20 protein-coding genes and 1 pseudogene are annotated in these 23818 nt (G+C 38.6%); 8 read left to right on the top strand and 13 right to left on the bottom strand.

The window, feature by feature from the left end:
* Positions 1-1160: 1160 nt before the first annotated feature.
* From ACFINR_RS06400 to rimM, 7 genes are all read right to left on the bottom strand, one after another.
* On the bottom strand, positions 1161-1940 hold the full coding sequence (locus tag ACFINR_RS06400; protein ID WP_254492569.1) for a succinate dehydrogenase iron-sulfur subunit: 780 nt from the start codon (positions 1938-1940) through the stop codon (positions 1161-1163).
* A gap of 14 nt (positions 1941-1954) precedes the next feature.
* Positions 1955-3799 (bottom strand): succinate dehydrogenase flavoprotein subunit, encoded by a 1845-nt coding sequence (sdhA, locus tag ACFINR_RS06395; RefSeq protein WP_375620955.1) that lies wholly within the window; start codon positions 3797-3799, stop codon positions 1955-1957.
* A 6-nt stretch (positions 3800-3805) separates the two neighbouring features.
* Positions 3806-4192 carry a succinate dehydrogenase, hydrophobic membrane anchor protein gene (gene sdhD / locus ACFINR_RS06390; RefSeq protein WP_375612246.1) on the bottom strand — a complete coding sequence of 129 codons (387 nt, stop codon included), beginning with the start codon at positions 4190-4192 and terminating at the stop codon, positions 3806-3808.
* 18 nt (positions 4193-4210) lie between these two features.
* A complete protein-coding gene (gene sdhC / locus ACFINR_RS06385; RefSeq protein WP_375606014.1) occupies positions 4211-4612 on the bottom strand; it encodes a succinate dehydrogenase, cytochrome b556 subunit in 402 nt (133 codons plus the stop codon).
* Between the two features lie 495 nt (positions 4613-5107).
* Entirely contained in the window at positions 5108-5548 is a 441-nt protein-coding gene (rplS, locus tag ACFINR_RS06380) for a 50S ribosomal protein L19 (RefSeq protein WP_375653391.1), read from the bottom strand.
* Positions 5549-5757: 209 nt separating this feature from the next.
* The gene (trmD, locus tag ACFINR_RS06375) at positions 5758-6456 is read right to left on the bottom strand and encodes a tRNA (guanosine(37)-N1)-methyltransferase TrmD (RefSeq protein WP_375612244.1); all 699 of its coding nucleotides are present in this window, start codon (positions 6454-6456) and stop codon (positions 5758-5760) included.
* Positions 6457-6740: 284 nt separating this feature from the next.
* Positions 6741-7298 (bottom strand): ribosome maturation factor RimM, encoded by a 558-nt coding sequence (gene rimM, locus ACFINR_RS06370; protein WP_375653385.1) that lies wholly within the window; start codon positions 7296-7298, stop codon positions 6741-6743.
* Positions 7299-7430: 132 nt separating this feature from the next.
* Here rimM and ACFINR_RS06365 point away from each other — a divergent pair, with 132 nt between their 5' ends.
* Together ACFINR_RS06365 and ACFINR_RS06360 are read left to right on the top strand one after the other, a co-directional pair.
* On the top strand, positions 7431-8252 hold the full coding sequence (locus ACFINR_RS06365; RefSeq protein WP_375632437.1) for a SapC family protein: 822 nt from the start codon (positions 7431-7433) through the stop codon (positions 8250-8252).
* 3 nt (positions 8253-8255) lie between these two features.
* Positions 8256-9224: a tyrosine recombinase XerC gene (locus tag ACFINR_RS06360; RefSeq protein WP_375653380.1), complete on the top strand. Its 969-nt coding sequence runs from the start codon at positions 8256-8258 to the stop codon at positions 9222-9224.
* Positions 9225-9242: 18 nt separating this feature from the next.
* Here the strand turns inward: ACFINR_RS06360 and ACFINR_RS06355 are convergent, their stop codons facing one another.
* Positions 9243-9515, bottom strand: coding sequence for a BolA family protein (locus ACFINR_RS06355; protein WP_375612716.1), 273 nt, complete (start codon positions 9513-9515; stop codon positions 9243-9245).
* Positions 9516-9639: 124 nt separating this feature from the next.
* Here ACFINR_RS06355 and ACFINR_RS06350 point away from each other — a divergent pair, with 124 nt between their 5' ends.
* From ACFINR_RS06350 to cobT, 3 genes are all read left to right on the top strand, one after another.
* Positions 9640-10260 (top strand): J domain-containing protein, encoded by a 621-nt coding sequence (locus ACFINR_RS06350; protein ID WP_375639821.1) that lies wholly within the window; start codon positions 9640-9642, stop codon positions 10258-10260.
* Positions 10261-10462: 202 nt separating this feature from the next.
* Complete coding sequence (cobS, locus tag ACFINR_RS06345) at positions 10463-11443, top strand: cobaltochelatase subunit CobS (RefSeq protein ID WP_375636542.1); 981 nt, start codon at positions 10463-10465, stop codon at positions 11441-11443.
* A gap of 14 nt (positions 11444-11457) precedes the next feature.
* On the top strand, positions 11458-13353 hold the full coding sequence (gene cobT / locus ACFINR_RS06340; protein WP_375612718.1) for a cobaltochelatase subunit CobT: 1896 nt from the start codon (positions 11458-11460) through the stop codon (positions 13351-13353).
* Positions 13354-13402: 49 nt separating this feature from the next.
* On the opposite strand, the pseudogene ACFINR_RS06335 reads toward cobT, so the two are convergent.
* The 3 genes and pseudogenes from ACFINR_RS06335 to rpmB form a co-directional block, all read right to left on the bottom strand.
* Positions 13403-13549: pseudogene (locus tag ACFINR_RS06335) on the bottom strand (HaeIII family restriction endonuclease); the annotation flags it as partial.
* Positions 13550-14742: 1193 nt separating this feature from the next.
* Positions 14743-15426: a VUT family protein gene (locus tag ACFINR_RS06330; RefSeq protein WP_375612236.1), complete on the bottom strand. Its 684-nt coding sequence runs from the start codon at positions 15424-15426 to the stop codon at positions 14743-14745.
* 120 nt (positions 15427-15546) lie between these two features.
* Positions 15547-15864 (bottom strand): 50S ribosomal protein L28, encoded by a 318-nt coding sequence (gene rpmB / locus ACFINR_RS06325; RefSeq protein WP_375612235.1) that lies wholly within the window; start codon positions 15862-15864, stop codon positions 15547-15549.
* Between the two features lie 296 nt (positions 15865-16160).
* Here rpmB and ACFINR_RS06320 point away from each other — a divergent pair, with 296 nt between their 5' ends.
* The 3 genes from ACFINR_RS06320 to ACFINR_RS06310 all read left to right on the top strand — a co-directional run bounded on the left by ACFINR_RS06320 (position 16161) and on the right by ACFINR_RS06310 (position 19699).
* Positions 16161-16943: an SURF1 family protein gene (locus ACFINR_RS06320; RefSeq protein ID WP_375653370.1), complete on the top strand. Its 783-nt coding sequence runs from the start codon at positions 16161-16163 to the stop codon at positions 16941-16943.
* A gap of 620 nt (positions 16944-17563) precedes the next feature.
* Positions 17564-19183 (top strand): bifunctional phosphoribosylaminoimidazolecarboxamide formyltransferase/IMP cyclohydrolase, encoded by a 1620-nt coding sequence (gene purH / locus ACFINR_RS06315; protein WP_375638442.1) that lies wholly within the window; start codon positions 17564-17566, stop codon positions 19181-19183.
* Positions 19184-19546: 363 nt separating this feature from the next.
* Positions 19547-19699, top strand: coding sequence for a DUF1127 domain-containing protein (locus ACFINR_RS06310; protein ID WP_375612232.1), 153 nt, complete (start codon positions 19547-19549; stop codon positions 19697-19699).
* A gap of 926 nt (positions 19700-20625) precedes the next feature.
* On the opposite strand, the gene ACFINR_RS06305 is transcribed toward ACFINR_RS06310, so the two are convergent.
* Positions 20626-22371, bottom strand: a complete 1746-nt coding sequence (locus ACFINR_RS06305) for a heparinase II/III family protein (protein ID WP_375653361.1) — start codon at positions 22369-22371, stop codon at positions 20626-20628.
* 64 nt (positions 22372-22435) lie between these two features.
* A complete protein-coding gene (locus tag ACFINR_RS06300; RefSeq protein WP_375612722.1) occupies positions 22436-23800 on the bottom strand; it encodes an RsmB/NOP family class I SAM-dependent RNA methyltransferase in 1365 nt (454 codons plus the stop codon).
* Positions 23801-23818 lie beyond the last annotated feature (18 nt).

The raw sequence follows: 23818 nt of genomic DNA, 5'->3' as shown, positions 1-23818 counted from the left end.
CTTTTACTGCTTAAACAACTTTCTTAAGCATACATACAAGAACAATGAAATACCCTAACATAATAAATAAGATCTAAACCTAGAAATCTCTATTTTTATAGATAAAAACATATAAAATCAAAACCTCCGAAACTCGTCAAAATACAACATATTTTCTTTGATGATTGAATTTATTCAACTCAAACGAACCTACAAACACCGCTTATTCCACATTCGCAACATGTGTTCTTAGAATTCTTACTATCATTTTCTAAATTTTTAGAGAAACCTATAAATTTGCTATTTTTCAAACGTCTTATCTGCTCTTTAATGAATTTAAATCTATGACCTTACAATAATTTTAAATTACTTCCCCCTTAACTGTATGATCTATCTCTACAATAGAGAGGGATTTTACGTTCTCCATTCTTTGAGAACTATAAATTTTGTTTTTTAATGCGATTAACAATCCAATCTTTAAAATAAAAAATATGACCTTTATATATATAATGATATTATCAAAAATTCCTAATCCTTGAATATTAGCAATGTTTTCGATATTACAATAAATGTGTCGTAAAATGACGAATTGTCATAATGATCACTCCTTTGTATTTCATTTAGATAATTTACATGCGTTTAATATTTGTATCAGCATTTATTTTTGTGCTATATTTATACAGAGTAATCATTTTTATAAAAAATGATTACTTAAATCTGCATCAAAGTATAAATTATGATGCGAATTTAATAAAAATAAAAACACATGGCATATTGATTTTATTGTTTTTACATAGAACGCTATTTAAAGTATAGTTTACTCGAAAGACTAATGCCTTTTTAAAGGCAATAATAACTATACTAACCGCCTCATAGAAGCCAATAAATTTTTAGAGATTAAGCCTCAAAGAGGCACAAAAACACGCACAATTTTCTATTTTTCTTTTTACTGTTCGTTAATCGGTCAAATTTCAAAGATAATATTCAACTATGAGTTTTCTGCTCAGCCATTGCAAGGATTGCTTCTACAAGGATTGCTTAATTTTTAGAGATTACTTCGCTTTTAGAATGATTATAGCTACTGCGCCCCCATAAGCAGCCGATCTTCTTTTAGAGATTTAATTGCTAAAAGGAGATACAATTTCCCACCTTGCGCTTTATTTTGATCAATCAGTAAATTTTCAAAGGCGGCGTTCAACCATGAGTTTTTTAATTTCAGCAATCGCTTTCGCTGGATTTAATCCCTTTGGACAAGTTTGCGCACAATTCATAATCGTATGGCAACGATAAAGGCGGAAAGGATCTTCTAAATTATCAAGACGTTCACCACACATCTCATCACGTGAATCCGCAATCCAGCGATAAGCTTGAAGCAAAACAGCGGGCCCCAAATAACGATCACCGTTCCACCAATAACTTGGACATGAAGTCTGACAACACGCACACAAAATACATTCATAAAGGCCATCGATTTTTTGGCGATCGGAGTGACTTTGTAACCATTCTTTTGCAGGTTCAGGAGAAACTGTTTGCAACCAAGGCTCAATGACTCGGTGTTGTGCATAAAAACGCTTTAAATCAGGAACCAAATCTTTAACAACCGGCATGGAAGGCAACGGATAGACCTTAATGGGATGTTTTACATCATCCATCCCTTTGGTACAAGCTAATGTATTGGTTCCATCAATATTCATCGCACATGAACCACAGATGCCTTCACGGCATGATCGACGAAGTGTCAAAGTTGGATCAATATGGTTTTTAATAAACAAAAGCCCATCAAGAATCATAGGACCACAAGCAGAACGATCCACATAATAAGTATCTAAATGAGGATTTTTCTCATCATCAGGCGACCAACGATACACGTGAAATTCCGTCAGCTTTGTAGCACCTTCAGGTTTAGGCCAAACCTTTCCCGGTTTTACTTGAGAATTTTTGGGAAGCTTAATTTGTACCATATTTCATTCTCCCCTTAATAAACCCGTTTTTTAGGTGCAATGCGCTTTAAATCGATCCCACCATCAGCTTCAGATGTTAACGGGTCCACATGGACAGGTCGATATGATAATGTCACCTTACCCTCTTTTGACAAATGTGAAATCGTATGTTTACGCCAGTTTTTATCATCACGCTCTGGATAATCTTCACGAGCGTGAGCGCCACGGCTTTCTGAACGTGCTTCGGCAGAATGAACAGTCATGATTGCATTCGCCATAAGATTTTCAAGCTCTAATGTTTCAACCAAATCAGAATTCCATATCAGAGAACGATCTGTGACTTTGAGATCCGACAATTCCCCCCAGATTTTATTCATCCGTTGACATCCCTGTTTCAAAGAATCTTCTGTACGGAAGACTGCTGCGTCTTCTTGCATCGTGCGTTGCATTTTTTCACGCAATACAGCTGTTGGTATTGCCCCTTGTGCAAAACGTAAACGATCAAAACGCGCTATAATTTCGTCAACAGCTTCTTCATTGATGGGTGGAATTTCTGCATTCCGATCAATAACTTCACCCGCGCGAATGGCAGCAGCACGACCAAACACCACAAGATCAATTAATGAATTTGACCCCAAGCGGTTAGCACCATGAACAGAAGCACATCCTGCTTCTCCTACCGCCATCAGCCCTGGTTGAATACGATCAGGCGAATCAGCCGTTGGATTGAGAACTTCCCCGTAGTAATTGGTAGGAATCCCACCCATATTATAATGAACCGTTGGCAAGATGGGGATAGGCTCTTTTGTTACATCCACCCCTGCAAATATCCGTGCTGATTCTGAAATCCCTGGTAAACGCTCATGCAAGATTGCAGGATCAATATGATTGAGAACCAAATGAATATGATCCTTCTTAGGTCCAACGCCACGCCCTTCACGAATTTCAAGTGTGATACAACGCGAAACCAAGTCACGTGAAGCCAAATCCTTAAAGGAAGGTGCATAACGCTCCATAAAGCGTTCACCTTCAGAATTGATTAAATAGCCTCCTTCACCACGAGCTCCTTCTGTAATTAAGCAGCCAGAACCGTAAATCCCTGTCGGATGGAATTGCACAAACTCCATATCCTGAAGTGGCAATCCAGCGCGTGCGATCATTCCACCACCATCACCCGTACAGGTATGCGCCGATGTCGCAGAAAAATAAGCCCGTCCATAACCACCGGTTGCAAGAACAACCATTTTGGCAGAAAAACGATGTATTGTACCATCATCGAGATTCCATGCCACAACCCCCGTACAAACCCCATCCGTCATGATGAGATCGAGTGCAAAATATTCAATAAAAAATTGCGCATTATGCTTTAAGCTTTGTCCATAAAGCGTATGCAAAATGGCATGGCCTGTACGGTCAGCTGCTGCGCAAGTACGCTGAACAGGCGGACCTTCACCAAATTGTGTCGTATGTCCACCAAAAGGACGCTGATAAATTTTGCCTTCTTGCGTTCGCGAAAAAGGAACGCCATAATGTTCTAATTCATACACAGCAGCAGGAGCATTACGCACCAAATATTCCATTGCATCGGTATCGCCCAACCAATCAGAACCTTTCACGGTATCATATAAATGCCACTGCCAATTGTCAGGTCCCATATTTGAAAGCGATGCAGCAATTCCCCCTTGTGCTGCAACCGTATGTGAGCGCGTTGGAAAAACCTTCGTAATACAAGCTGTCTTTAATCCTTGTTCTGCCATACCCAGTGTCGCACGTAATCCTGCACCACCTGCCCCAACAACAACAACATCAAATTTATGATCTACAGTGCGATAAGGGGCGTTACCTGCTTTAGCACCCAGAGATGATCCTGTACCCGCCATACTTGTTTAACCCCCTAATGCAATTTTCAAAAGAGAAAAAATAATGATACCACCTATGAGAAAACAAAATAAAATATTTAACGTCAAAAAGAATATCCGAAAACCTTCACGTGGAATATAATCTTCAATCACTACCTGCATACCAAGTTTCATATGATAAAGGACCGAAAAAGTCATCAATCCCATCAAAATAGCAACAATAGGATGTGCAAGTCTTGCACGCACAATACTATAGTCCTTTCCCACAAGCGAAAGAATAAGAACAATAAAAAATATCAAAAGTGGTAGATTGATAAACCCCGTCAAACGTTCTAGCCAAAAATGCTCTGTTCCTTCATGAGCACTGCCACGCCCCCGTACTTTTCCAAGTTCCGTTCGAAAATCTTTTTTCATGTCTCTTTTCACCCCCAGCTAAACAACGGTATATCCAATAATCCAAATCGCAAAAGTAACAATAAGAGAAATAAACACTGTCGCCCAAGCAGTGACTGTTGCCTTTTCTTTTGCCAAAAGGCAAGGCTTCAGATCCCAAACAATGTGGCGAACACCACCAACCATGTGATGAACCCCTGCCAAAGTATAAAGAAACAAAATACACAATCCAAACCAAGAACTATAAATTTCGTAAACTGTTCTAAATGTCTCCTCGCCACACGCAATAGCAATTAACCAAACAGCAAGAAAAACCGTTCCAACATAAAGTGCCATACCCGTAATGCGGTGTGCAATGGACATGGCCATAGTAATTGTCCAACGATAAATACTTATATGAGGGGAACGAGGGCGCTCTTTTATCCTAGTTGTCTCTATCATAAAATATCCTGACCTGGTTTATCATAAAATATCCTGACCTGGTTTTTGCAACCGCAATGAACGAGAAAGTTCGCGCAAAACGACTAAACATACTCTCTCGTTTTTACTTGTTTGGCATCTCAAGATACCGATATTACAGGTCGGTTGTCTCAAATAACGGATTAAAGGTCACGCATAAAAAAACCGATTACTCCCCGGATATGATCCGCAAAACTCGCCTTAATCTAATACACTTTTATCTTCACGTCAAAGGTCTAAAATCTTTTCCAAATATAAACAGACATTTTTTCAGATTAAACTTATCCTTTTGAGTATCCACGATATATGCAATGGTCTCTTAAATTGCACCCATGATTAAGAATAAAAAGAGGAAAAATTGATAGATTAAACATTTTTATGTCCCCTCCAAGCCTTTTAAAAGGCAAAACGAATCAAGAAAGACACAAATAAGCGGCATAAAAGCCGCTTTTGCATAAAGTTTAGCCGATATAATCTTTACTCAGAAACTTGCTTTTCAACATCTGTGCTGACAGATGCTGCTTCTATTTTCTCAACAACCTTTTCAGCTTTTTTCCGATAATCTCTCTTTTCAGCGATACGTGCAGCTTTACCTCTCAAGCCACGTAGATAATAGAGTTTTGCACGGCGCACTTTACCACGGCGCACCAGCTCAACACCTTCAATCAAAGGAGAATAAACAGGAAATACCCTCTCCACCCCTTCGCCATAAGAAATCTTGCGTACTGTAAAGGTCTCATTCAACCCACCGCCTGAACGCGCAATACAGACACCTTCATAAGCCTGAACACGCGTCCGTGTACCTTCTGTCACACGCACCATAACACGGACTGTATCTCCTGGCTGAAATGCTGGAAATTGGCGCTTTTCTTCAATTTTTGCACATTGTTCAGCTTCAAGCTGTGCGATAATATTCATTTCTTTTATCCTTCATGTTCTTTATCGAACAGTCAGAGCGCTCAACTCTTACCAAAAAAGCCTTTATTAAGAATAAGGAGCTCTTTAGGCTATGTCTTACACAGGAGCGAATACACCATTCCTTCATTTTAATTTTGGAACTACAGAAAACCTTTTATAAAAAACTCTCTAAAAAGAGAGCCATGCAATACACCACCTTATCATATGAATCAAGTTTTCTGATGATTTTTATTATAACGCGCATAAAGATCAGGGCGACGTTGACGTGTTAACAATTCGGCTTGGCTTTGACGCCAATCTGCGATCGCTTTGTGATGACCTGAGAGCAATACAGGCGGAATACCCCGCCCTTCGAAAAGAGAAGGGCGGGTATATTGCGGATGTTCCAGCAAGTCATTTTCAAAACTTTCACACCTTGCAGAAGCTGCATTCCCCATCACTCCAGGCAGAAGACGTATAATAGCATCTAAGATAACCAATGCAGCTGTTTCACCCCCTGAAAGAATATAATCACCAATAGAAACTTCTTCTAATTCTCGTGCTTCTATGACTCGCTCATCAACCCCTTCAAAACGTCCACAAACTAACGTTACACCCGTATCACGAGCCAAGCTATGCGCGTAAGCTTGGTCAAAAGGACGCCCACGTGGACTCATCAACAATCTTGGCGAATCCTGTGGACAGCAATCAAGAGCAGCCGCCAATACATCCGCCCGCATTACCATACCAGCTCCCCCACCAGCAGGTTTATCATCAACGCTATGGTGTTTGTCTAAAGCAAAATCCCTAATCTGTACCGTCTCCAGTGACCAAATTCCACGCTCTAAAGCTTGCCCTGCTAAAGAATACCCTAAAAAACCAGGAAACATTTCAGGATAAAGGGTTAAAACGCGCGCCTGAAATTTCATTTTATTTCTTATCCTTATTTTCTTAAACAGACTCTTAATAGCAAAAATAGCACAAACAAGACTTTTAACGCTATAGCGTTAATCTGAGTCTTCTTGATCTGCGCCATATTTAATACGATCCTTCTAAATACTTGCACTAAAAAAGACTCTAAAAATTCAGGACTATTTCGAGATAAAGCGCTTACAATATCTGCTCAAAAGAGCATTTTTAATATTTTCACACATTCCACTTTTTATTGACGAAATTCATCTGTTGTTTTTTACCTTCATCTTTATTTTTAGATTCAAGCTATTTCCTTTTTATCATTGTCTCCCCCATCAATTAAACCAGCGGCCATGGGATCAACAACAAGAAAACCAGAATCCATACAAATTTCTGGTACCGCCGCCTTACTAAAGGGAATAAGAACTCTTTTACCCCTATCCAAACGTATTTCAAGCAAATCACCAGCCCCGAAATTAAAAAAACCACACACTTCACCTAAGATTTTCCCCCCACAATCTTGGACACACAAGCCTATTAAATCGACTTGATAAAACTCATCCTCCATCAAATCATCAATTAATTGATCACGCGTCACATAAAGGCGAATCCCTTTTAAAGACTCAGCCGCATTACGATTTTCTACCCCTTTAAAACGTACAATCGCCTTATTTTTTTGTATGCGAAGAGTTACAATTTCATAAGAACGCCCCATATCATCATAAAGAGTGCTGTAAAACTTGAAACGCTGTGGCTCAGCACTTAGAATTTTAACAAAAACATCTCCTTTTATACCATGAGGCATACCAATAATGGCAAGATAGACTTTATTTTTAAGCTTTTCTTTATTATACTTCATGCAAAAATATTATCTCTCAAAAATGAACCCTTCAATCTTATAGTTTTCTATTCAATCTTGTTGCCATATGAGACAATCTTCTAAAAGACCTTTCTTGGTAACAAAAAACAAATTAATAAAGGAGAAAGTCTTATGGCAAATATTATGCTATTTTACAAAGATATCACACCAATCAACAAAATTTCCCATAAAAATCTAAAATTTGCTCCTCCAACTGATATGTCTTTTGCCAAGGATACTCATTGGGTTCCTTTAGCAAGTACTGAATATTTTCAAGCAGCGCTAGACTATCCTATTTTATTTATGTGCGCCGAAGATGAACAAAAAAAACGGCACTACACATCCGCAGCTCTTGTCGGTCTTTCTAATGACGAAAATGACTATATCGCTTCTGATAAAAGTTGGAAAAACAATACTTATGTTCCAGCTTTTGTCCGTCGCTATCCTTTTGTTTTGGCACAAATTAGCAATGAAAAAGAACTTTCTGTCTGCTTTGATCAACAGTCCGGTATGTTTAATGAAGTTGCAGGAACAGAACTTTTTAATTCCGATGGCTCTATTTCTCCTTTTATGGAAGAACGTATTCGCTTTCTTGAAAGTTTTAAAATCGCTATGGAGAAAACCTCTGAGTTTATTGATGCTCTTGTAGAAATGGATCTTCTAAGCCAAAAATCCATCAATGTGAAAAACGATAAAGGTCTCTCAGCGCAATTGGAACATTTTTGGGTTGTTGATGAAGAAAAATTGAATAAATTATCAGCAAGCCAACTTGCCAAACTTCATAAAAATGGCTTTTTAGGATTAATTTTTGCGCATTTGATGTCAACACACAATCTTGTGAAAATACTCTCTCTCAAAGGTGAAAAGCAACTTATCAATCGTGAAGAGCAACCCCAAAACAAGAATGGTCATTCTAACGATGAAAAAGCTAAAAAGAAAGAAACTCTCAACTAGATAATGCCCATCAAAAACGACAAGAGAAAAGATGAAAATATTCCTCTCATTCCAGCAGACCATGCAATTTTAAACGCAAGGAAAAATTGGTTAGAGTGTCTTACCCAAACACGTCGTATGTCAGCACAAACAGTGCAAGCCTATGAACGTGATACGCGGCAATTTTTGTCTTTTCTCTGTCAACACTTAAGCCATACACCAACCCTTACAGATCTTGCTCATTTACGCATCAGTGACTTGCGTGCTTATCTTGCTTATCGGCGTACAAACAATGTAAGTGCGCGCTCTTTAAGCCGAGGGGTGGCAGGCATCCGTTCTTTTTTCAAATACTTATCACGTGAAGGAATCGTCAATGTTCCCGCGGCTCAACTTATCCGAAGCCCCAAACACCCCAAATTGCTCCCAAAACCTTTAGCGATAAAATCAGCACTTCACATAGTCAAACAAGAAAATCAACTGGAAAATGAACCTTGGATTAGCGCTCGTAATGCTGCTGTCCTCATGCTTCTCTATGGCTGTGGAATGCGAATATCAGAAGCCTTAAGCCTCACACCAGAACAATTTTCTGATCCTGAAAAAACAAGTTTATTTATAACAGGAAAAGGCGGCAAAACACGCCTTGTTCCTCTCATCAAAATTGTTTACGAAGCTGTACAAAATTATCTCAAATGTTGCCCATATCCTTTAGTGGATAACCAACCCATATTTCGTGGGGCGCGAGGCGGTCCCCTACAGCCCGCCATTATTCAGAAAACTGTACGCAACTTACGAGCAAGCCTTGGTTTACCAGAAACTGCAACGCCTCATACACTGCGCCATTCTTTTGCCACCCATCTTTTATCACGGGGGGGAGATTTACGCACGATTCAAGAACTTCTTGGGCACGCTAGTCTTTCCACCACACAAATCTATACCCACGTCGATACAGACCATTTGTTAAAAATCTATCAAAAGGCCCATCCCCGTTCCTAAAAACGTCTCATCAAAAAATTAGAGTGTTTCAACCTCAAGTGCCAAAGCATGAACACAAGTAGCTAACTCTTCTTGTAAAACTTTATAAATCGCTCGATGTATTTCTACGCGTGTCATATTAGAAAAAGAAGAAGATAAAATTTTCACTCGAAAATGTGTTTCTCCTTTACCATCAAAAGCATGTTCATTATGAGGATGCCCCTCATGAAGATGACTTTCGTTAATCACTTCAAGCTTTTGCGGATGAAAAGCATCCTGAAGCTTTCTCTGAATTATTGTTTCTATAAACATTTTTCATTCCTCAAACAAAATGAACGTGCAAAGATACACCTTTTTCATAATAGAATAAGTGTGAAAACAAATTTTTCAAAAGTCAATTCTTGTAAAATTAATCAATTTTGCATAAACCAATAATATGACAATAACATCTAAATTATTCGATTCAATTCGCATAAGCTCAAATAAAAAACAAAAAGCTGAGCCAGAAGCACAACAGTGTCAGTGGGAAGGTTGTGAAAAAACAGGGGCCCATAAAGCACCAGCAGGTCGAAATCACGAAGGACAATATTTATATTTTTGTATTGAACACGTACGCGCCTATAATAAAAATTTTAATTACTTCTCTGGTCTTAGCAATAAAGATATCGCAAAATTTCAAAAGGATGCTCTCACAGGACATCGTCCGACATGGCCTACAGATCTGAGCAATGGTACATCGAAAAAAACAGCCGCGAATTATGCAAAGATTCGCTCTGGCACAGCTGCCTATCAAAATCGCATGCGCGATCCCTTCACGCTTTTTACTGGGCAGCATTCAAGCAATAAGTTCTCACGAAAATTAAAGCCCTTAGAAGCAAAAGCTTTTGATACACTGGGACTACAGGCAAACGCTTCAGCAGAAGACATCAAAATGAAATATAAAGAGTTGGTAAAAAAGCACCATCCTGATTCCAATGGTGGTAATCGTGCTTCAGAAGAGCGCTTTCGTGATGTTTTACATGCTTACAATTTGCTAAAAAAGTCTGGTTTGTGCTGAAAACATGCGCTTATATGAGTCTATTTTCATTTAGACCATCATTATTTGCGCAAAATGTTACTTTTTTTGCAAAACATTATAGAATACGTAAAAAAATCTTTCTTCAATATCTAAGGCTCTCATTATAGAGCATTGCATAAATACTTTAACTCTTGTATCGTTTCTAATGAATAAATAGCGTCCTCTCCCTTCCAGAAACATAATGACAAATCTTACCGTTGAAAATTTGCCCGATATTACACTTTGTGCTTGCGATCTATTTCATATTGAAACAGATCTGAAAGTCCCTGCTTTTAGCACAAAAAGTCCCCATGTTCCTGATATCGATCCTGATTATCTTTTTGATCAGCAAACAACTTTAGCGATTCTCGCAGGTTTTACCTTTAACCGCCGTGTAATGGTTTCTGGCTATCACGGTACAGGGAAATCAACGCATATTGAACAAGTTGCTGCACGTCTTAACTGGCCTTGTCTTCGAATTAATCTCGATAGTCATGTAAGTCGTATCGATCTTGTAGGAAAAGATGCTATCGTTTTAAAAGATGGCTTACAAATCACTGAATTTAAAGAGGGCATTTTGCCATGGGCTTATCAAAATAATATTGCTCTTGTTTTCGACGAATATGATGCGGGGCGTCCCGATGTTATGTTTGTTATCCAACGCGTTCTTGAAACCTCTGGAAAACTAAGCTTACTTGATCAAAGCCGTGTCATCTCTCCCCATCCAGCATTTCGTCTTTTTGCAACGGCAAACACCATTGGTCTTGGTGATACAACCGGTCTCTATCATGGTACCCAACAGATCAATCAAGCTCAAATGGACCGCTGGTCTATTGTTACGATACTCAATTATTTACCCCATGATAAAGAGGTTAATATCATTTGTTCAAAGGTCAAATCTTTTCAAACGGCTGAGGGAAAAAAGACAATTTCACAAATGGTTCATGTTGCTGATATGGTACGCCAATCTTTTATCAATGGAGATCTTTCAACTGTCATGAGTCCACGTACCGTCATTACTTGGGCAGAAAATACAACAATTTTTCAAGATGTCGGCTTTGCCTTCCGATTAACCTTTCTCAATAAATGTGATGAACTCGAACGTGCCACTGTTGCAGAATTTTATCAACGCGCCTTTGGACAAGAGCTTCCCGAATCACTCATTCATGGTGTTTCGCCTTAAGGAATCTATCACTCATGGCTACCGATATTGGCGACAACAAAAATCCGGCAAAAGACTCTTCAAACAACACTCTTAATACTGAAGCTTTTAAAAAAGCACTTTCCACCTGTATGCGTGCAATTGCAGGCACAAACAACCTTGAAGTTTCCTTTAGTCATAATCGACCATCTTTAAGCGAAAGTTGTGCGCGTTTACCAGAATTACCTCAATACGCAACGAATAAAGACATCACCATTACCCGCGGATTAGGTGATTCCATGGCTCTGCGCAAAGCATGGCATGACAACCGCATTCACATGCAATTTGCTCCACTAGAATCAGAAGCGCGTGCTATCTTTGAAGTCCTCGAACAAACACGTGTTGAAGCAATTGGTACTTTAGCCATGGAGGGACTTGCAAAAAATCTTGATGTCATGCTCGCCGATAAATACAAAAGAGCCCATTATCATAAAATTAGCAACCAAAGTGAAGCCCCCATCCAAGAAGCGATTGCACTTTTATTGCGTGAAAAAATAACAAAGCGCGCAGCTCCAAGAGAAGCGGGTTCTGTCTTAGAATTGTGGCGTAAAGAACTCGAACAAAAAGCAGCATCACAACTCAATGAACTCCCACATCATATTTACAACCAAAAGGCTTTTGCGCAGATCGTTTGCCAAATGCTTGTTACACTCAAAATGACAGTGCAACAAGATGAAGCTTCTAATAGTGAAAATAATAAAAAATTAAAAAACGAATGTGAACCTCAAGACCAAGCAGAAGAAGAAAGTAAAAACAAAAAACGCGCTCAAAGTGAAGAAAAAACCAGCACTAAACAAGAAAGTGATGTGCAAGATGATGGAAAAACACAAGCGACACAATCAAACAACAATGATCAAGCTGACGGCGAACAAAAAAATGGACCTTGGCAAGAAAAGCCGAGCAAACCCAAACACCTTTTTTCTGATTCGGAACAAATGGAAAGACTTGGCAATTATAAAATCTTCACCCGTCAATTTGATGAAATTTTGGAAGCAACAGATTTTTGTTCTGAAAACGAGTTAGATCACTTACGCCGTTATCTTGATAAGCAAATCAATCATCTCCAAAACATCGTTGGACGTTTAGCAAACCGTCTCCAGCGCCGCTTGATGGCGCAACAAAATCGCAACTGGAACTTTGACCTTGAAGAAGGATATCTTGATACAACACGGCTTCCACGTCTAATTATTGACCCCATGCAACCTCTTTCTTTTAAAATGGAAAGCAACACCCAATTTCGGGATACAGTTGTTTCACTTCTCATTGATAATTCAGGCTCAATGCGCGGACGCCCCATTAGCGTTGCTGCAAGTTGTGCTGATATTTTGGCACAGACTCTTGAGCGTTGTGGTGTCAAAGTTGAAATTTTAGGTTTTACCACCAAAACTTGGAAAGGGGGAAAATCGCGCGAACAATGGCTTACCCAAAACAAACTCCATAATCCTGGACGCCTCAATGATTTATGCCATATCATCTATAAAAGTGCTGATACCCCATGGCGTCGCGCACGACGCAATTTAGGTTTAATGATGCAAGAAGGATTATTAAAAGAAAATATCGACGGAGAAGCTTTAATTTGGGCTCATCAACGCCTTTTATCACGGCGTGAACAACGTCGCATCCTCATGGTCATTTCTGATGGCGCTCCTGTTGACGATTCGACACTATCGGTCAACTCCAGCAATTATTTAGAAAAACACTTACGCGCAGTGATTCAAGAAATCCAAACACACTCCCCTATCGAACTCATTGCCATTGGAATTGGTCATGACGTCACACGTTATTATCAACGTGCTGTAACAATTATGAATGCTGAAGAACTTGCCGACGCCATAACAAAACAATTAGAAATACTTTTTAGTGATAAAAGAACTCATATTCATAAGAAATAAACCTGCCTTGAATCAGCAACGATTACATTTTAAAAAATTATCTCTATCATTAAACCATCGGAATTTGATGGCTAACAACCTGAGAAGATAATCCCACAAATTGAATATCGAACTTTAAAGAAGCTTCTACTTTACTGGATGCATTATGAATTCTAAAAGAAATGCTCCAACCATCTTCAAAAATTGTAATGAGTTTGTTTTTACTTTCTGGTTATATTGCGACTGATAAAGTTTTGCTTAGAACTTTCCATTTACGACCATATCCCAGAGTACCCTTCAAATTAAAAGACTGAATAATCACCCATTTTTGTCTCGATCTTGTGTTATTTTATTATATTTAAATATTCAAATACACGTATATAGAAAAGTATCTCCTCTAGACATAGCTCTAAAATGCTGCTCTCACAGAAAATATAATGCCTAGACTTTCACCTTCAGTAACACAAAAAGATAAAAGCTGTATTTATTATACGCAAAAGAAGAATCATCCAAAGAGGATATTTTAAACACTAAGAATTATTTTATAAAAGAATCGGCATAAATGGATTCATAGCAATTTTTCGGCAAAAATCGCTAAAGCAAGCGAAAGCCAACCTGTTCCCTAACCTTCCCAAAACAGTACTCACCACGGGTGATCTATCAACATAAGCTCCCATCTCATGGATAAAAGAAAAAATCTTTACTCACATAAAATATAAGAAAAACACGAAAAAAATATTACTTCATTCACGAAAAAGAACACACCATTATATATCTTATCCGCACTCCTACTTTAAAGAAACATTCTTCCTTGCTTTCAAGCTTATTTCACGACAGCGCCCATATATGGCATAATGCAAAATCCAGAATTATCCTTTACTTTACAAGCTACAAGCCAAAAGCAGAATCCTACTTTCAAGTTTCCAATGTTTTTAAGATAAATCAATATACTTTCAGCGCCTAATATTGCACTTTTATTGCATTAAAGCTCTTCATAAGAAGTATTTCTTTCTCAAATGACGTTGTCCGCACGCCAATTCCTCTTATAACATAGGCAAGCAAATGATTTTTATTAACTCAATATAAGAGTATTTAAAACGCGTAAAATTTTATGATATTGGGCTCTTTCACTCAAATGAAAAATATAAGTTATCATTTTAAATCAATCTATTAATAAACATCAGTTGCAATTTCTGTCACATTGAATCATTTGTAAAAAGCATATTTAGCCCCTTCTCAAACAAATGACTTTATCTTTTCCTCACAAGAGAATTTTGAAATAAAAAAGCGTTTTGTGTTGGAGTTCTTACTTAAGTTGGTAAATGATAAAGTATCCATTATAACTAACGTGTCACACCAAGCATAGCGTACAATTTTCTTGGCTTCAGGAAAACAAAAAGACAAAAATCCTTATTTGTGACAAACAAAAGAGGAATCATCTTTTGAATGACATTGATAAAGAGGAAGCTTTACGATGTTAAGAATTGTCCCATAAGGAATCAACATCAACAGACTCATAATAATTTTTACCGAAAAATCACCAAAAGCAAGCGATAGCCAAACTGGCATGCCTATCCCTCCCAAAACAGTACTCTCCACCAGTGAACTATCTGCATACCCTGTTATCTTATCAAAAACAGCAAACGAGCTAGAAAAAGCAAGAGCAAAAAACAGCACTGTATCCAAAGCTGAACCAACCAACGCTGCTGCTAAAGGTGCTTTCCACCATGTTTTACGTCGCAAAGGAGTAAAAACCACAATATCAAGGAGTTGCCCAAATAAAAATGCAAAACTAGAAGCAAGTGCAAGCCGTGGTGTCGCCAATATCCAAGAAACAAAGACACCCGTAAAAAAACCAGCATAAACCACACGCCGCGCAGCAGATGGACCATAAAAACGATTGGTCAAATCATTGATTAGAAAAGCAAATGGATAGGTAAAAGCCCCGTAAGTCAACAGCTCATTCAAATCAAACCAATAGACAGGATATTGAACTAAAATATTAGAAGCCGTGACAGCAAGGCACATTGCAAAAATAGAAAAAACAACATACCTTTTCTTTTGCTGTTCTAATAAAAGACCGCTTGAAGACATTTTTTTTAACCTGGGATATGGAACCAATAAAATGAAACGATCAACCTGCAAAAAACTTAACTTCTAGAACAGAAAACCGAAATCAAAGCGTTAATAAACCAAAAAGAATGGCGCTAACAATTATGCTGCCTGTTCAGCCTTTTGCTCACCTTCTTGCTCAGCTTTTTTCTTAATGATTTGGCGTTTTAGCAAACGCGCACGTTGCGACAACTCTTTATCGTCTGCTTTAATCAAAAAACCATCAAGACCACCGCGGTGCTCAACAGAACGCAATGCATTTGCTGAAATACGCAAGCGATAACTTTGCTGTAACACCTCTGAAATCAATGTCACATTGCAAAGATTTGGTAAAAAACGACGCCGAGTCTTATTATTCGCATGGCTAACATTATTACCATACAGAACCGTCTTCCCTGTCAATTCACATGCACGAGACATAAACTTCACCCTTAAACTCTAAGAAACTTTCAAATCCCCATACCCAAAGGACACAATGAACGCAAAACACGCGCAATGCAACCTTGAACGGGCATCATTGGGAAGTTTCTTTCTAATAGGGGGTCGACAACAAAAGGTCAAGTCTTTTATAAAACCTTTTTCATCTCTTGTTGGCTCATTTTTCATCTTTTTCCTCAATAAGGCGTGCAAATTCTGCCAAAAAGCGTACAAAATGTTTTTTTTAATACATACCATGTTAGAATAAAAACCTATTGTCCTGAAAGGAAGCATAAATCATGAGCAAAAAAGAGCCCCCTATGACAAAGCTTCAGGGAAATTCTTGCCGTTTTTCTTCTTTTTTATTTGGAACTTTATGTATTTGTTTTTTTCTTCTTTTTAGCGCATTAGGTATATGGCAAATACAACGGTTAAACTGGAAAACAAATCTTATCACCAATGCCAATCAGCGCGTTCACTTGCCCCCCATAAAAGCCCCTCCAAAAAATCAATGGTCAGATGTTACTTTTGAAAAATATGAATATCAACCTGTTATTATCACAGGAAAATTTTTAACAGATAAAAATATTTTAGTCACTGCTGCCGCTCAAAATACTACAGGCTATTGGGTTTTGACTCCTTTACAAACTGCTGATAATACACTGATCTTTATCAACCGTGGCTTTATCCCCATGGATGAACGTAACAATTTTCAAAACACAGAGCAATCACATACAAATGCCTTATCTCAGCAAAATTCTACCACAGACACAGAACAAACAACGATTATAGGTTTATTACGCATGAGTGAAAAAAATGGATTTTTCCCGCGTAAAAATAATCCTGACAAAAATTTATGGTATACGCGCGATCTCCCCGCTATGGCACAAAAACTTGGTTTGTCCACTGTTGCCCCTTATTTCATTGATGCCAGAAAAACATCTCCACAAGCAAAACTTCCCGTCGTTGGTCTTACGATTATCCATTTTCGAAATAATCATCTCGTTTATGCAATCACGTGGTTTATTTTAGCTGCTGGTGTGTTAGGAGGTTTTCTTTTTCTGCTACGGCAAAAAAACTAAAAAAATACCTCTTCCATCTCAAGTAACAAAAATTTTTAGAATCTTGAAAACTGATAAAGAGAATAAAATCTACCAACTTGCGCCTTTGTTAAATAAAGATCATAGGCATACAATAGATCTTTATACCATCCACAAAAGATTTACGCGACACTCTTTAAAAAATCATCATAAACGCTTTTGAAAAATATAAAGTTAAATTTAAAAATGATAGGAAAGATGAGCACTCATTTTTGCCTTTATAATTTTATATTCTTGCTTCATTAGATTATTTCCCATTTCAGAGATTACTCCAATTGATATACGCAATACTTTCGCCTTCATCTAGTATAAAGGCTAATATAGCAGAGAACATACGGATGCATTTTTTGTTTCAAAACTGCTATGAAGATGAGATATTGAGTTATAAGCAACAAAAAAATATTTAATGTCTCAATGAGACTTTTATACCTATCACCACACCTCAAATGAGAGGTTTTTACAGGATAATAGAAAAAGGTGAATCATCCTATATTCTAAAAAGACAGTTTATCCTTTCAGTGTATTTTGCTAAAGGCTTATGCTATAAATGTATAAGCGTGTTTTACTAGAATTTTAACTCTTTCATTTTTAAGGCTGCTGTTATGGGTGTTGTTGCCAAAAATTTTCCCATACCTGATCTTCATCGGGTTCGTCGTGTTCTCTTTTCTGTGTCTGATAAAACGGGTGTGGTTGCTTTTGCACAAGCCCTTCATGCTACTTACAATGTTGAATTAATTTCAACAGGAGGAACAGCAAAAACCCTCATAGCGGCTGGTTTACCCGTAAAAGATGTTGCTGAAGTTACCGGATTTCCTGAAATAATGGATGGGCGTGTAAAAACACTCCATCCTTTGATTCATGGTGCTTTGTTAGGGGTAAGAGAAGATCCTAACCATAGGGAAGCTATGGAAAAGAACAGCATTCATGGAATTGATCTTTTAGTGGTGAATCTTTACCCTTTTGAAGAGACGATCCTTTCGGGAGCTGATGGGCAAACGACTCTTGAAAATATTGATATCGGTGGACCGGCGATGATTCGCGCCGCGGCAAAAAATTATGCTTATACCGGTGTTGTAACAGCGATAAAAGATTATGATTCGATTCTAGCTGAATTAAAGCAGCATAATGGATGTTTAAGCTTATCTATGCGTCATCAGCTAGCAATGCGCGCTTATGCACACACCGCTGCCTATGATACGGCAATAGCATCGTGGTTTGCACGGGATTTAAAAATTGAAACTCCATCATGGCAGAGTTTTTCCGGTCATCTTGAAAGTGTTATGCGCTATGGGGAAAATCCACATCAACAGGCAGCATTTTATCGCAATAATGAAAAACGTTTTGGTATTGCAACAGCAAAACTTTTACAAGGCAAAGCGCTTTCTTATAACAATCTGAATGATACAGATGCAGCCTTTGAACTTGTGGCAGAATTTGATCCGCAAAAAACCGCTGCTGTCGCTCTTATTAAACATGCCAATCCTTGTGGTGTTGCGGAAGGAGAAAATTTGAAAGACGCTTATTTGAAAGCTCTTATGTGTGATAATGTATCGGCATTTGGTGGAATTGTTGCTTTAAATCAAACCCTTGATGAGGAATGTGCTGAAGAAATTGTTAAAATTTTCACAGAAGTGATTATTGCTCCGGATGCCACAATGGCGGCACGTGAAATTATTGCCAAGAAAAAAAATCTTCGTTTGCTCATTACAGGTGGAGTTCCTGATCCACGCTGTGGAGGACTTCTTGCGAAAACACTTGCAGGAGGCATTTTAGTACAATCACGTGATAACGTGGTAGTCGATGATCTTAAATTGCAAGTAGTGACAAAGCGGGCACCAACTCAAGATGAAATGCGTGATCTTCAATTTGCTTTTCGTGTAGCAAAGCACGTTAAATCAAATGCTATTGTGTACGCGAAAAATAGCGCAACAGTTGGAATTGGAGCCGGACAAATGAGCCGCATCGATTCAGCAAAAATTGCTGCAAGTAAAGCAGCAGAAAGTGCGCAAAGAGCAGGCTTAACAGAAACTCTCACAAAAGGATCTGTTGTTGCATCAGATGCATTTTTTCCTTTTGCTGATGGTTTATTAGCAGCAGCTGAAGCAGGAGCAACAGCAGTTATTCAACCAGGAGGCTCCATGCGTGATGAAGAAGTTATCGCCGCTGCTGATGCACAGGGGTTAGCGATGGTTTTTACAGGAACACGTCACTTCCGCCATTAATAATTTTGCTGCTTTTCTTTTCGTATGAGACAAATGTTTCAAGGAATTTTTCATAATTATCGTATGACTATTGATAACTGTTGAAATGGAAGCAGTTATTCAATCCAAAGAAGCTACACGTGAAGAAGTTTATCACCGCAGAAAATGCACATAATTTAGCCAATGCACATAATTTAGCCATTGGTTAGGGATAAGATGTTCTTGTTGATATTTTTAATGGTTACCCTTTCGCATGAGAAAAATGTTAAAGGGACATTATCTTGTATTAGATGCATACCTGCTATGATATTATAACACAACTCTTTTTAGTAATATACTCTATTCTTAAACTAAAGAGTGTAATGAAAAGTTTGAGTAGAGGATATGAATATTCTACGTTTTTATAGTAATTGGCGCCGTTATCGTCGAACCGTTAATGCGTTAAGTCGTCTTTCAACATATGAACTCAACGATCTTGGAATTTGTCGAGGTGATATTGATTCAATTGCACGACGTTATTCGCGTAGATCTTTATGAAAGTTGTTTGAGATATTTGAGAGAATGCTTTGCTATGAAAAAGCGCGCATTTTGTGGTTTGTTATTATAACTTCATTTTTAGTATAATAACAAAGAGCAGAAGAGTTATTTTTCTCGGCCATTGTTATGTATTGTTTCTCGAATTTTCAATGCTTCTGTGATGTACAACATTTGATTTATAATGATAATTTAGCGTTATTCATATTAAATTAGAACCCCGAATACCGTAAAATTCTTCCATTTCAAATCTGTGTATGTTGAATCAACCAAAACCATTCGCCTGCACGTTACAAGCGGGGGAGCTGTATGGATAAAAGCTATTAAGAAAAGGCTAAAAATGCCTCTTATGAACTATCTCTAGTGCCAAGAGCTTGTTACAAACATTGGGCACTGATAAATAGTGTGATAGTGCCGAACTGCTCCTTCATAAGCATAAAGATGGGGGGTGCTTAATGGATTTACCGTTATACCCATCACAGGCATCGTCGCAAAATAGGCTTGGAAGCGTTAAGGGATTTTTCTTTAAAATAAGTCCGTGAATATACAATACAATAGCGCTCTGTTTTTCGTGAAGAGCGTAATCCTATTAATGCAACTCTCTCAGAGAGAAATATTGATCCCAACAGCACACTTAAAAACTTATCGAAGATAAGCAACGGCTTAATTTTCTCTCCATATCTTTAAAGGATCAAAATCCTTAACTAGTACTCATCTGTCAACAATGGTCTTTCAAAAAACCTTTTTTCTGGAGCCAATCCCTTTTAGCATCACCTCATGAGATTCTATGAGCAAACCTTGCCTAAAAACATCCAACCCATACTCTAACAAAACTCTTCATGTATAAAATTGATATGATCTTCAAATTTTGAGAATATTACCACAATAAACAATAATGTTTTGCGACACGCAAAATAAAACGCAATATACTATGGGTTGGAACAATGTTCTAATTTTTTATCAAACGCTTTACGGATAAAACGCCAACGAACTTTTTCCTGAAATGCAGGACGAAAATATAAAACAATCTGTTGTGTCCGTTGTGGACCTGTTAATTCTGCAAAATCAATCGAATCTTCAAGACAAATATCTGCGTCAGGCGATATAAAATACCATATTTGTTCACTCTTCACGTTCTCGTTCTTTACGGCTAAACACACACGTTTGCCATCATAGTTAACTTCAACTTGTGGATGAAGATGAAACCGAACAGCAACATAATTTTGTTCATTTTGCACACTCTTGTGTCTCTTTCTCCCTTTATTTGGCATAAAAAAGCGATCAAAACCTTCGATCGTATCTCCATTTGTCGCCAAAATAAGACCACGCTCATGAATAAGATTAAAGGGTCGCACATAACCATTATGACTCGCAATAAAACCTGTCTTCTCTGAATCCTCTATACGGCACACTTGAACATCTGTTGGTCCATCAAACAAAAATGGCGCGCCATTTTTCTTTTTATGATAAAAAGCACCCACTGAACAATCATTAAGCGTAGCTGTTGAATGTGCTGCAGTAACACGCCCTAAATGTCGATACTCTTCCCGCCCATCAGGATTAACACCGGCATTGATAATAAAACGGTGCCCTTGTGAAGACATTTCAAAAGACAAACACCCCGAACAAGCCTGCTGTGCTACAGAGCGGGGTGGAAACTTTCCTGTATCTGCAAGCACTATTGTTTGATTGGCTTTTAAGCGCTGAAATCCTGAATAACGGGCATAACTAAAAGGATGTCCTCCTGTTTCATCAAGCTCCAAAAGTGATGATAACCGTTCCGATACTAGGGGACCAACCCCATTAAAATGGGCCAACGTTTGATCCTCATGGATAAAAAATCGTAAAGCTGGCAACATACGCTCAACAGAATCAATCAAAATACGGGGTGCTGTTTCATTGCTACGCATAAAAAGATGCCGTAACGACAATAAATCCGATAACAAATTCAGCAAAATAACAGGACTACGGGAAATATGCCCACCATCAACTAGGATTTGACGGGAAAGCTCCTCTATAAGTGTGGTTTGTACCTTTTTTTTCACTGCCGCTGAAACAGGCAAAGCAAGAGATGCGAATGTCAAAGCCACTGCTGCTTGTAAACGTTGATCATTGTGCTCCATACTACAAACTGTTACGCGCAAATAACGAAATTGCAAACCAAGTGCACGTAAAAAGCGTTTTTCAAACCGTTCACTTGCCCCTTCTAACAACATTTTCGAATGACAAATCCATGAAATCAAGCGCCGCGCCACAACAGGATCACTCCAAGCAAGCCCTTTTACCTTCTTACCAGCATGGTCAAACCAGTCTTCTAAAAGAGAGCGTGCATGTGCAGAAGCTAAATCACTTCCTGCTGCCTCCATATGGCGCAACCAATGAAAATCATGTAGAGCCGCTTCCCATTCTAGCGTTGGTGGAACCAATGAAAACGGCGAAACAGCACCAGAATGAACAATGTGACCAGCAAAAGCAAAACGACCATGATAAAATTCATGCGCCATCATCGGATCAGCTACATGCAAATCCATGGGATGCGCTAAAATTTTATGAGGACGAAACCCTGAAAATCGCCAACGAAACAATGGTCCAACCCATAAACGCCGCATAACATTCTGTATCGTATCGATACAGGCTGCCACTTTTACCTGAGGAGCTTTTACCGCAACCGCCAAAATTTCATCTCCATTTATGCTGAATCAAATACAATTTCGACCATTTTTGTAAATGAAGCGTTAATTAAGCAATTTTTCGTAAGCGCGCAGCGAAAAAACCATCCATTCCTAAAAATACGGTTTTCTCAGCATCAAAATTTTTATGACAAAAATCCGCAGGCGTTGTCCGTAACATCCCCCCACAAAGCAAATGTTCCAGTGCTCCCATTTCCTCTGGATAAATAGGGTCTAAAACAATGTCATTGCGTATCGATAAAATTTTCTCAATAAGATCTTCACCTTCTTCTCTTGCCAATGAACAATTGGAAAAAACAATCCGCCCCCCCTCCTTTACCAAAGAAATTGCTGCGACAAGCAAATCATATTGCAACGCCGCTAACTTGACGATATCTTCCCTCGATTTCGTCCATAAAATATCTGGATGACGACGGATTGTTCCTGTAGAAGAACAAGGAGCATCAAGAAGAACCGCATCAAAAAGCTGTGTTGAATGGAAATTTTTCACATCGCCCTGCCAAATATGAACTGAAAAATGAAGCCGTTCCATATTTTCTTTTAAACGCTTTATGCGGTTAGCAGAAAGCTCAATTGCAGTCACCTCAGCCCCTTGCAAAGCCAATTGTGCTGTTTTTCCTCCAGGGCTCGCACAAAGATCAGCAACGCGTTTACCCTCAATACTCCCAAGTAAACAAGCAGGCAAAGCTGCTGCAAAATCTTGGACCCACCAAGACCCTTCACGATAGCCTGGTAAATCAGAAACAGAACACTCCAGACGCTTCAATCGAACAGAACCATTGGGCAATACCACACCGCCAAGCCTTTCAGCCCATCCACCACTATCAGATTTCACTGTCAAATCGAAAGGAGGTTCCACACTTTGAATTGCGATAATCTGATGTACCTTTTCTGTTCCATAAGCTGATATTAAAAGCTGTCCAAACCACGCTGGCACACCTTCAATGGTAGGAACTTGTTGGCGTAAAGGCTCTGCCTCACGTGCAACATTGCGCAAAAGAGCATTCACCACCCCTGAAAAACGGCGCATTCGAGGATCAAGTTTCGCCACACGCACAGCTAAATCAATAGCCGCATGATCGGGAATATCAAGATAAAGAATTTGTGCAACACTGATATGCAAAAGATGCTGAAGTGAAAGTGCTTGTGAAGGCAAAGGACGCGCCAAAAAGCGTGAGAGAGCCGCCATAATCTGCCCTCGATGACGCAATGAAGCTGTTAAAATAGCCCGACATAACAAACGATCTCGTTGTGAAAGCTTCAAATATTGTGGATGTCCGTGTTCATTATCCGTCAAACCAGACAGAGGCGTGTACTTATCAACTACCGCCCCCAAAAGACGCACACACACCTGTCGAACAGCTAATCCTGGAACATTTTTTTCAGACACATGCCCCGCTTTTTTGTGTTTCAAAACACCACCTTTATATCA

The sequence above is a fragment of the Bartonella sp. AP19HLJMH genome, from assembly GCF_042196245.1.
Taxonomy (GTDB): Bacteria; Pseudomonadota; Alphaproteobacteria; order Rhizobiales; family Rhizobiaceae; genus Bartonella.
This window is presented reverse-complemented; position numbering and strand designations above follow the sequence as displayed.